This is a genomic window from Methanobrevibacter sp. (assembly GCF_017431965.1).
Lineage (GTDB): Archaea > Methanobacteriota > Methanobacteria > Methanobacteriales > Methanobacteriaceae > Methanocatella.
The window spans coordinates 1-11,530 of sequence record NZ_JAFRKB010000001.1; the positions used below are offsets into that span (position 1 = coordinate 1).

Consider the following 11,530-nt stretch of genomic DNA (forward strand, 5'->3'; position numbering starts at 1 on the left):
AAATATATTATGGAGCATTATTTGAAAACGAGAAAAAAATAGAATTCAATCGGGATATGCTATTTGAGTATCCTAATATCCTGAAAGATATAAATCCTAATTTAAGTGAGAATATATACTCTATGATGCAGGTTATTGATTTCGACGATAATGAGGCGGAATTTTATCATGACATGAATAAGGACGAAACAATGTGTATTTTCAAATAATTATATCAGCTTTAAATAAGTTTTAATGGATTATATTCCATTATTTTTGGGCAGGTGGGTGGGACATATGCCTTTTTTATTTGTAATAATTCTTTTTTTCACAAAAAAGATTTTTCAAATAAAAGAAAAATGTATGACAAAATATTCGACGTGATTAATAGCCCTATTTATTTAATAATAGGGTTATTTTCACATATTTTTTTTATACCGACAATGAATCTAATTCTATTGACAATAGAAATATATTATATAACTTATTCTTGTTATTCATTGTCTTGATATTCGATTATTTCAAATATTCTTTTAATGCTTGAAAATGAGGTTTCAAGAGAAGTTATTGAAGCACTTACTTTTTTTAGAGGATTTGTTAACATTTGTCCATAAAGAATAACTGCCAATAAAGTACCCAATTGTATTTCATTAGACACTAGGAAATAAAAACCTATAATATAAACAGTAATATTGCTTATATTTGTCAAAAATGTTGTTATTGGCAGTAATACATTAGAAATATTTCTTGATTTGATGAAATGATTAGATACAATTTCATTGATTTTTTCAAATCCCTTTTCGTGATATTGATTTCTATTGTTTAGACTTCTTTCAAAATAGCTCATCATACGCCCTAATTGTTTTTGATGATTCTCATAGGGCTTTTTGGATTTGACATCACACAAATAAAAACAGGCAATATAAATTGGTAAAGTTACCAGATATATCAGGCTTAATCTCCAGTCAGTTGTCAAAATCAGTATGATTACGAAAATTATTGATAGAAACTGCGCAAAGATTTCTGAAATGTGGATTGTGACAAACTCCCTGATATTCATCAAATCATTGTTTAATCTGGAAAAAATGTGTCCTTTAGAGTTTTGCTGAAGGAATTTTGAATCGATAACATCTATTTTGTCAAACAGTTCCATCCTTAAATTATGGGCTATTTTTTCACCAATAAAAATCATAAAACGATTAGATGGTAATTTTAACAGATTTCCTACAAAATACAATCCGAATAATAAGGCAATATTTAAGAAAATAGTCAAATCATGAGAATAGTTTGTGTTGCTTACAATTAAGTTAATTATATTTCCTGCAACTTTAGGGGCATAGACAAGGCACAATGTGGAGGTGGTAAGCAGAATCATTGAGACTATTACTTTATTCATGTGATGGTTTAATACTTTATTGAATTTTCGGATAATTTCCTTTCTGTCAACAAATATATTTTTCTCATCGTTTCCAATGTCTTCTTTAATAATTTCTATTTTATTTAAATTATCTGCATTTTGAGTTATAATTTTATCTTCTAAAGTCAGAACTTCTTCTAAACGTACGGAAGTAGCATAGGAACGTGGCTATCTCTCAATTAGGGTTGGAACAACAGTTAATGTGGTTAAAAAGTATAATAGATATTGTATTATGGTCACTGAATCAATTGCACTTTTGGCTTCAAAACCTATATGGAACCCGGAACTCATCATTGCCAATAGAATCACAATGACAACATCTAAAACCAATAATAATACATGACCGAGGTAATATTGGCTTAATTGATATTTGATGTTTTTATCATAGGAGTCATCACATGCTTTTTTAAACTCATTCCTAGCTTCGTGTTTTTTAAATGGAATATTATTGGTAAAATTTGTGATTTTGGACACGAATAACACGTTGAGTTTTCCATATGTCTTTTTAGCCTTAAAGAATATTTCTGTAATTTGCTTTAATCTTAAAATTAAAATTATTGATACTATAATGGTAAATGTTGCAAACAGGGCTGCGAAAATCTTATCGATGAATGCTATTTCAATAGTGATTCCTATAAACACGAATGGAATTATTAGTAAATGTTGAAGCATCATCATTATAAATCCCTGTTCGGAGTACATTCCTCTGGTTGATCTTGAAATCAAACCTGTGATTTTAAATTTGTTTATCTCTTCATCAGGCAAGTTCATTAGGATATGAAATATCTTCTCACGGGTGAGGTAAGCTGCCTTTGATGAAACTCTGGTTGAGAGAAAAGAAACTGCATAAATTGTGATTATGGAAAGTATTGTATATATTATCATGAATAATCCATCATCAAAAAGCAGATTTATCTTTTGGCTTTTAAGGTCTTTTAAAGCGATACTGAATAGATTAATGATTTCTATTTGGAAAATAGTTTGAAGAATTACTAAAACTAAAATAATCAGTAGTGTCTTCCATTGATTTCAATGCAAACTTCAAAAATTTCCTCATGAAAATAGTTTAGATTTTAAAATTAATATAGATTATTTTTCAATATATCTATCAATTTAATATTGTCTGTGTCTTAAGGAGGCCACATAACAATGAGAACCTTTTTATCATATCCTGAAAGAAATATTATATGATTTATTCAGAATTAAAGGTTTTATTGAATTTGGTTGCTTATTTTTTATAATTGAAGTGAAATTTCAAGTGTAAATCTGAATAAATAATAATCAGATTACTTTAAAAGATTCTAAGTAAAAATCGGAATAAGAATTGATTTTTAAAAAATTTTTGCAAAAAATCAAATAGGATTTTTACAAAGCATATATAATTAACACTTTAAAGTTTTTAAATATTGGGAGATATAGCTATTTATATATAATTTAAAAATGTAAAATAGTATTAATTAAAATTGATTGAGGTTATTTTATGAAAACTCATGCGATAGTTGTGGTACTTTCATCTCTACAATACTTTTTTTAAGATTTATAATAATTAAAGATTTTCATTCGTATAAAACGCATGATATAATTCGTAACCTTATTAATTTATAGTGTTTGGAACAGATTCCAATCCATCATTATAGTCACCGACACTGAAAATTATAAAAATTTCTCCTCCCAATTTTTCCAATAACTTGACTTATCAACTACTTTTTTAAACTCTGTTAAAAATAAATATTTTAGCTGCGGCATGCTTGAAATGTATTTTCTAGAAATTATTGCTTTTATTGTTCTCCATACTTGTTCTATTGGATTATATTTTGGAGAAAATGGCGGTAAATGTATTAAATCCATATTTAGAACATTGCATAATTCTGTGAAAAATATTGCATGATGTACACTATAATTGTCTAAAATAACTGCTATTGGTTTTTCCATGATTAATTCATGTTGTAATTCCTTATCTGAAAAAAATGCCAACAACATTCCTTTTTGAAGATTTTCAAGCACTGAATGACTTTTTGTATTAAAATTAAGTGGATTTCTTTCAAGTCTTTGACATAGTTCTTTAATTGTTCGGCTTCTTTCAGATAAACTTTTAATGTTAATACTAATTTATTATAGTTATCTTCCTCATTAATGGTATCTAATATGTTTTCTAGAAATAATTCTTCATTATTGATTATTTTTTTAATTTAGATTCTAATTCTGGGTTTTCTATATTTTTGATGACGATGGTGATCATAAATTTCATCATTTCAAAGGTTTTAGTGTTATCTAAGAATGATACAAACGAATTTCCATTAATTGATTGAACTCCAAGGGCATTGATTGAAATTCTCTCTGTTGGTTGTTCTTTAATGTTTTTTGTACCTCTTTTATGATATGTTCTTTGACTATTGTCCTGATTTTGACAATAGGTTTGATCCAAAAACACGACAGTGAAATTTTCTAAATCTAAATGTCAGGTGTTTTTTTTAACTGTTCTTCAGCATCAGCAGGCATTTTAGTATAGATTTTATATGGTTTTGTGTAAGAATAGTCTAATTTCTTCATTAACCTTTCTACACTTCTAATACTATATTCAACGCTAAATTCTTTTTCAATTTTTTCTTTAACTTCTCTTGCAGTTTTCAATTCTTCTTTTTGTATTATCTCATCTAATAAAATAAGCTGTTCATTCGTTAGTTTAGATTGACCTTTAGAACCTTTTTTTCTTTTTAATCCTTCTATTCCACCATTATTCCATTGTTTTATCCAATTATATGCTGTGCCTTGACTAATGTCATGTTTTTTTATGATTTCTGATATGGGTTCGTCATGCAAAACATCTAAAATCACATATAATTTATTTAAGACTCTCGTATCGTTTTCTAATTTTTTTATTTCAGTTTGAACTTCTGAAATGATTCCATTGTATTTTTTAATAAGTTTTTGTTCTGCCATAATGTTATTTATTGTGTTTCATAGTATTTATAATTTTCAGTGTCGTGAACTATACATATATATTGTTTCGACGATAAAAATCATATTGTATAATTAATTTAATTTTATTGAAAAATATGTTACTATTTTTTCTTTAGAATTGAACATTATAATTATCAAGCATGAAAAGCATATTTTTTCATAAAATGGAGATTAAATATGAAGATTAAAAAAAGAATAATCTTGCTGACGCTTGTCATTTTTCTATTGAGCCTCGCAAATGCATATGCGAGTGAAATGGATGACACACTGGCAAGTGAAGATGCAAGTCAAATCGAGGTGTCCTCAACAGTTGAGGATACACTACAGGCAAGCGAAACGCTTGAACAAACAGATGATAATGGAGCTGAGCTGAAATCAACCGATGAGGATGAGCTCTCAAGCTCAGGGGAATTTGGCGAGCTTCAAAAACTGATTGATGACGCTTCAGACAAAAGCACAATCAATCTGGAACGCAATTACACCTACACTATAGGTGTAGACAATATAACTGAAGGAATAATCATAAGCAAGAACTTAACAATCAACGGTAACGGATTTGCAATAGACGCACAGGGCAAGTCAAGAATATTAAATATTAAAAACGGCACAAATGTTGTCTTGAACAATATCATATTCACAAACGGATACGTTAAGGGCTATGGTGGAGCCATCCTTTCAAATGGTACTGTGAATATTGTTGGATCCACTTTCACCAACAACACTGCAGCCGGTGTAGATGGCTTTGGTGGTGCAGTTTTCTTTAATGCTAAGGGTAGCGTGGAAAACTGTAATTTCAAAGCTAACGCAGCACAGGCAGATGGTGGTGCAGTTTACCTTGTTAACGAGAGCACTATTAAAAACTGTAATTTCATAGATAATAACGCAACCGGTAAAGATAGCGGTTATGGTGGTGCAGTTTTAGTTCAACAAAAGGGTACCATTGAAAACTGTAATTTCATTAACAATGCCGCTTCTTTTTCCGGTGGTGCTGTCAGCATGTTGTCAGGTAATGTGACAAATTGTAGTTTCGCCGGCAACACTGCATCTAAGTGGGCAGGGGCTCTCACTATGGGGTCAGGTAATCTGCGTGATTGTAATTTCACAGACAACGCTGCCGAATATGGTGCTGGTGCTGTCAATTTGCATCGTGGTAATGTGACAAATTGTATTTTCACCAATAATGCTGCTGAGGACAATGGCGGTGCTATGGCCATGATTTCAGGAAATGTGACTGATAGTATTTTCACAGCCAACACAGGATATGATGGTGGTGCAGTTTACTTCGATACTTCCGGCACTGTTGAAAATTGTAATTTTTCAGCCAACAATGCAACAAGTTATGGCAGTGCTGTCAGGATGAGTTCAGGTAGTGTATCAAATTCTAATTTCACAAGCAACATGGGAGATCATGGTGCTGTCAACCTGGGTTCAGGTAATGTGGATAATTGTAATTTTGTGAATAATACCGCTTCTAATGATGGTGGTGCAGTTTACATCTATAAAAATGGTGCCGTGTCAAATTGTAATTTCACAAACAACACTGCAAAAAATGGTAATGCAATTTTTATCAGTAAAGGCAACATTTCCGGCTGTGACTTTAGGAATAATTATATAAGTGAAGGCGCAATTCATTCAGTGACTGGAAATGTTACTTTGTCTAATAATATTTTGGATGTTAATGATGTTATGCAGAGTAATAATTTCACACATGTTCAAAATTTAATAAACAAGGCCGATAGTGGGGATACAATCTTTATAGATGGATCATATTATGGTTTTGGAATACCAATCAGAATTACAAAAAGTTTAACATTAATTGGAACAAATAATGCAACATTAGATGCAAGAAAACTATCAAAAATATTTTATATAACTGCAGACAATGTTACACTTAAAAACATGTGCTTCACGAACGGATACTCACAAAACGGAGGCGCAGTTTACTTCAATAGAACTGGTATTGTTGAAAATTGTAATTTCATAAACAACACCGCAAATGAGGATGGCGGTGCAGTCTACTTCAATTGTTCCGGCACTGTTGAAAATTGTAATTTTACCAACAACAGGGCAAATTACGCTTGGGGTGGTGCAGTTTTCTTTAAGAATCAAGGCACTGTGAAAAACTGTAATTTTATCAACAACACTGCTTCTGAATTGGGTGGTGCAGTTTACTTTGTTGGTAATGGTGAAGTGATAAATTGTAATTTTACTAACAACACTGTTTCTATAGATGGTGGTGCCGTTTTCTTTAATGAAAATGCTACTGGTAATGTGACATATTGTAATTTTATTAACAATACTGCTTCTGTAGATGGTGGTGCAGTTTGCTTCTGGAGTATCGGTAATGTGGCAAATTGTAATTTTGCGGATAATTCTGCTTCTCATGGTGGTGCTGTCAACTTAGGTTCAGGTAATGTGGCAAATTGTAATTTTATCAACAACACTGCTTCTGAAGAGGGTGGTGCAGTTTACTTCGCTGATAATAGTGAAGTGACAAATTGTATTTTCACCAATAACACTGCTAGGGTGGGCGGTGCCATGAGAATATATTCCGGAAATGTGACAGATTCTATTTTCACAGCCAACACTGCAGGATATGGTGGTGCTGTTTACTTTGACTATAATGGTGCTGCGGAAAACTGTAATTTCACAGCCAACACTGCAGAATATGGTGGTGCTGTTTACTTCGATGAGGATTCTGCCAATATAATGAACTGTAATTTCATTAACAACAATGCTTCTTCTTCTGGCGGTGCTGTCAATATGCACAACGGTAATGTGGCCGATTGTAATTTCACCGGCAACACTGCTGATTCTTATTCTGGCGGTGCTGTCGTAATGGATTCAGGTAATGTGATAAATTCTATCTTCACAGCCAACAAGGCAGCCAGAACTGGTGGAGCAATATATGTTGGAGCACAATCAACCAACAACAATTTCTCAGGCCAATTCTATAATAATCAAGCAGGACAAAGCGGTGGAGCAATATTCTTCCGCAATTCAGTCGAAAACAATACTTTCGATGGCATTTTCAAGGACAACACCGCAGGCTACGGTGCGGGAATGTTTTTCTACAATGATGCAAACGGCAATAGGATTAAAGGCGACTTTATAAACAACACTGCCCAATCCTGTGGTGGGGGAATGTTTTTCTACTTCACAACCGATAAAAACAACTTCTCAGGCAGTTTCATCAACAACAGTGCTTTAGGTCTGCTTGATCCGACAGTCGGAAACGGAGGGGCAATAACATTCAAGAACGTATCCACCAACAGCATTTTCACTTGTGATTTCATTAACAACACTGCAAACCTGAACGGTGGAGGCGTAAACTACCGTGAAAGTCCTTCCAACATCACATTCAACTCTAACTTCATAAACAACACTTCCCCTACCGGCGGAGGAGTCAATTTCTTTGAAACATTCGAGAATGTCGTATTCAATGGAGAGTTCATCGGCAACTCAGCAGATAAAGGTGGTGCAATCGCCACTGTAGATGGAATCATCAGGAATGTTTCATTCAAGGCCAATCATGCTGAAGATGAGGGTGGAGCAGTTTATTTCAAAGGATCCGCTGTGGTTGAGAATTGTAATTTCACTAACAACACTGCAGACTATGGTGGTGCGGTTTACATTTTTGGCACTGGTGAAGTGAGGGATTGTGTTTTTATTAATAACACTGGTTTTGAATTTGCTGGCGCTTTAATGATGATTTACGGTACTGTGAGTGATTCCAGTTTCACCGGCAACACTGCACACATTGGCGGAGCTGTCAGAATCAACGGTGAAGCTACTGTGACAAGGTGTAATTTCACTGACAACACTGCAACATTGGAAGGTGGTGCAGTCTACTTAGGCTCCCCAGGTAATGTGACATTCTCCAATTTCATCGGCAACAAAGCAACCGGCGACGGTGTTGGGGGCGGAGCAGTCCTCTTATATGAGGGAGGCAATGTATCATATTCCAATTTCACCAATAACCATGTATCCACTGATGGTGGAGCGGTTCACTTCTATGATAATGGTACTCTAGGCGATTGTAACTTCTATGATAATGAGGCTGGAGTTACTGGTGGTGCGGTTTACTTCTATAATGATGGTACAGTTTCAAACTCTAATTTCATCGGCAATGAAGCGAATGGTGAGAAAAGTTCTGGTGGAGCAATTTGCTTTGATGAGGCAGGAAATGTTATAAATTCTATTTTCAAAGCCAACAAGGCAAGCGGTGTTGGCAGTATGGGAGGTGCTGTCTTAATTGAAAATTCCGGTAATGTGACCAACTGCAGGTTTGAAGATAACTCCGCAGAATTTGGTGGAGCTGTCTCATCTGACAGGACCGTTAATATCGCTGATTGTAATTTCACAGCCAACCGTGCATCAGTAGAGGGCGGTGCTTTCTATACTGGTTCCTGCAATATTGAAAATTCCAATTTCACCAACAACATTGCAAGTAATGGGAGATACAGTGGTGATGGTGGTGCTGTTTACATCAACGGCAATGCCACTGTGGTAAATTGTGATTTCATAGGCAATGAGGCCGGTGTAGGTTCTGCAATTTACTTCTGGAATCTCCACGAATCCAAACACGTCAGGTCCATTTCCCACTCCACATTCCTGAACAATAAGGCAAATATGGATTCTATAGCCCCATTTACTTTAACAGTCAATGGAACTAATATTGAAATTGCTTTCCATGGTAACAATAACCTTTTTAATGCAATATTGTCCAGACTGAAAGGGGATGTCAATGTCACAAACGTTACCTACTGGGGAGCAAGCGGTATTGAGAACACTGGTGATTCCACTATTGTGCCTGTCATGTTATATACACAAGCCGGCCAGAACGTTACTGTTAGGGGTGTTGTCGACGGTGTTGAAGTCAATATAACTAGAAGCACTGACGCTGAGGGTAAAATAGTCCTTGAAAATGTCAGAGAGTATAATATAACCGTAAGCCACGATGAGGATTCATACTACTTCTCTGGAAAAACATTTTTCACAAGCAGGCAGTTAAGCTTAAACATGACTGATATCACAACCAACGACTTTACAGTCAACATAACTGCAAAATCTGACATATTTGAAGAGTATATGTCTGGTGAAATGATTTTCAGGGTTGACGGTCAAGAACTCTACGCAAGTTATGCAGGTAATGGAACCTGGTGGGCAATGCACACATTTGATGATTTCGGCACTTACAAGGTCAGCGCATTATTCAACGGACCATACAATGTAATCGTCCGCAATGGAACTATAGTCGTAAATAAAATCAAAACAGAAATAACTGGATCTGCAATAACTGCCACATATAATGTGAACAAATATCTTGTAATCACATTAAAGGACGGTACCGGCAAGGCTTTAAGCGGCGTTAAGGTGACTGTTAACTTGAACGGTGCTAAAACCTACACTACCGACAGTAACGGTCAGATTAAGGTTTCCACTAAAGGGCTTGCTCCTAAAGCATACACTGCCAAGGTAGCATTCAACGGAGATGCCGTTTATGACAAGTCCGCTAAGGATATTAAAGTCACCGTTAAGAAGGCCACTCCTAAACTGACTGCCAAAAAGAAAACCTTTAAAACCAGTGTCAAAACCAAAAAGTACACTATTACATTAAAGGACAATACCGGCAAGGCAATCAAGAAGGCTAAAGTCACCCTGAAAGTCAAAGGCAAAACCTACAAGGCCACTACCAACAGTAAAGGTAAGGCTACCTTCAAGATTACCAAACTCAACAAGAAAGGAACCTTCAAGGCAACAATAACCTATAAAGGAAACAAGTACTACAACAAGGTATCTAAAAAAGCCAATATCAAGGTTATTGTAACCTTCAAGACAGTGTCCAAAGGAAGCAAGGACAAGTCAACCGTTAAGGAAATCCAGCAGGCTTTAAAAAATAAAGGTTACTATTTAACTTATCAAGGCCATTACTTGAAAGTGGATGGTAAGTTCGGTAGCTGCACATTCAGGTCCGTTAAGGAGTTCCAGCATGACAATGGTCTTAAGGTGACTGGTAAGGTTGATGAGAAGACTGCTAAAAAACTTGGAATAATTTAAATAAGGATTTTAATTCCTTATTTTCTTCTCTTTTTTTAAAACTAATTTTCCGCACAATATTGTCTTCAAGATAATTCAATCATCAATCATTTTAATAAAAATAATTTTCATAACATTTATTTTTAGGCAATGTTTTTTACATTAACGCCAAAGGTATGGAAAATCTATTTTCTTTGAAGTTCTGCATATATATCATCTACTTTTCAAATTCAAATTTCAATTAACAAATGGCAGCCGTTAATGTTAATATTACTTTTTTTATTATATTATTTATATAAATAAGATAATAAAATATTATTTATGACATTAATAAAAGAATTGCAAATCAATATTGCAATGAGCAATTACACTCAAAGAAGCAGTAGCTATTCAGCCAACTATGATTATCTATACTTGGATAACTTAATGGATAGTTCTTACGCTACTTTATTCAGAAATGACTTGAAAAATCTAAAGATTAAAACAAAAGATGGAAATTCATGTCAGTTACTTTACCTTCCAAGTTATGGATCTCAAGCTGCAGCTATACTTGCAAGAATTCCTGCAAGTAAAATTTCACAAACAACAAAGCTGATCCTTGAAGTTCATGACACAACATTTTCAAGCACATTAACGCCAGTTTATCTGCCTTTCATGTTAGGGTGGTGGGAGTCTTGTCTGTTGGTAATATGTTTTTTTCATTTTTTAGGGAGGTCTATAATTATCAGTTTTGATATCTAACGTTTTCAAAATTGGTTTTGGATTATAGTATACATTTTACTATTTTTCTGCCCATCATAATTAAGTTCCATAGTCAACTCGATAAGTTTATTTTATCAGTTTTTGATATTAAGGTTTCCAAAAACGACTTGTGTTATTGCATTGCTAAAGTATTATATATGTGGGTATTAATTAAATAGCTATTAATTATATATAACTTAAAAATTAAATTATTAATTAATTAAAATTATTTTGGAGAGAGAGTTTATGAAAACTCATGCGATAGTTGTGGTACTTTCATCTCTACAATACTTTTTTTAAGATTTATAATAATTAAATATTTTTAATTGCCATAATCGGCTATTGTTTATATAACTGAAGATATTTTTATAAATTTCTAGCTACATATTATTA

The 11,530-nt window shown here is 33.6% G+C and carries 8 protein-coding genes; 3 read left to right on the forward strand and 5 right to left on the reverse strand.

Annotation, left to right across the window (positions count from 1 at the left end):
* Window positions 1–209, forward strand: a 209-nt coding sequence (locus tag IJI93_RS00005) for a hypothetical protein (RefSeq protein WP_292818122.1), incomplete at its 5' end; no start/stop codon positions are given.
* A gap of 263 nt (window positions 210–472) precedes the next feature.
* Here IJI93_RS00005 and IJI93_RS00010 read toward each other — a convergent pair.
* The 5 genes from IJI93_RS00010 to IJI93_RS00030 form a co-directional block, all read right to left on the reverse strand.
* Window positions 473–1,375, reverse strand: coding sequence for an ABC transporter transmembrane domain-containing protein (locus IJI93_RS00010; RefSeq protein ID WP_292808629.1), 903 nt, complete (start codon window positions 1,373–1,375; stop codon window positions 473–475).
* Window positions 1,376–1,564: 189 nt separating this feature from the next.
* A complete protein-coding gene (locus IJI93_RS00015; RefSeq protein ID WP_292808631.1) occupies window positions 1,565–2,281 on the reverse strand; it encodes a hypothetical protein in 717 nt (238 codons plus the stop codon).
* A gap of 768 nt (window positions 2,282–3,049) precedes the next feature.
* Window positions 3,050–3,400, reverse strand: coding sequence for a transposase (locus IJI93_RS00020; protein ID WP_292808633.1), 351 nt, complete (start codon window positions 3,398–3,400; stop codon window positions 3,050–3,052).
* Window positions 3,401–3,572: 172 nt separating this feature from the next.
* Window positions 3,573–3,821: a hypothetical protein gene (locus tag IJI93_RS00025; RefSeq protein WP_292818125.1), complete on the reverse strand. Its 249-nt coding sequence runs from the start codon at window positions 3,819–3,821 to the stop codon at window positions 3,573–3,575.
* Window positions 3,822–3,847: 26 nt separating this feature from the next.
* Window positions 3,848–4,336, reverse strand: coding sequence for a helix-turn-helix domain-containing protein (locus IJI93_RS00030; RefSeq protein ID WP_292808635.1), 489 nt, complete (start codon window positions 4,334–4,336; stop codon window positions 3,848–3,850).
* Window positions 4,337–4,534: 198 nt separating this feature from the next.
* Here IJI93_RS00030 and IJI93_RS00035 point away from each other — a divergent pair, with 198 nt between their 5' ends.
* Window positions 4,535–10,417, forward strand: coding sequence for a peptidoglycan-binding protein (locus IJI93_RS00035; protein WP_292808637.1), 5,883 nt, complete (start codon window positions 4,535–4,537; stop codon window positions 10,415–10,417).
* Window positions 10,418–10,717: 300 nt separating this feature from the next.
* Window positions 10,718–11,137 carry a hypothetical protein gene (locus tag IJI93_RS00040; RefSeq protein WP_292808639.1) on the forward strand — a complete coding sequence of 140 codons (420 nt, stop codon included), beginning with the start codon at window positions 10,718–10,720 and terminating at the stop codon, window positions 11,135–11,137.
* The last annotated feature ends 393 nt before the right edge of the window (window positions 11,138–11,530 follow it).

What these genes read in the sequence shown, in the direction of transcription:
- IJI93_RS00010 (WP_292808629.1), bottom strand. Translation starts at nt 1,375, where the DNA reads ATGAATAAAGTAATAGTCTCAATGATTCTGCTTACCACCTCCACATTG.
- IJI93_RS00035 (WP_292808637.1), top strand. Translation starts at nt 4,535, where the DNA reads ATGAAGATTAAAAAAAGAATAATCTTGCTGACGCTTGTCATTTTTCTA.
- IJI93_RS00030 (WP_292808635.1), bottom strand. Translation starts at nt 4,336, where the DNA reads ATGGCAGAACAAAAACTTATTAAAAAATACAATGGAATCATTTCAGAA.
- IJI93_RS00040 (WP_292808639.1), top strand. Translation starts at nt 10,718, where the DNA reads ATGACATTAATAAAAGAATTGCAAATCAATATTGCAATGAGCAATTAC.
- IJI93_RS00015 (WP_292808631.1), bottom strand. Translation starts at nt 2,281, where the DNA reads ATGATAATATATACAATACTTTCCATAATCACAATTTATGCAGTTTCT.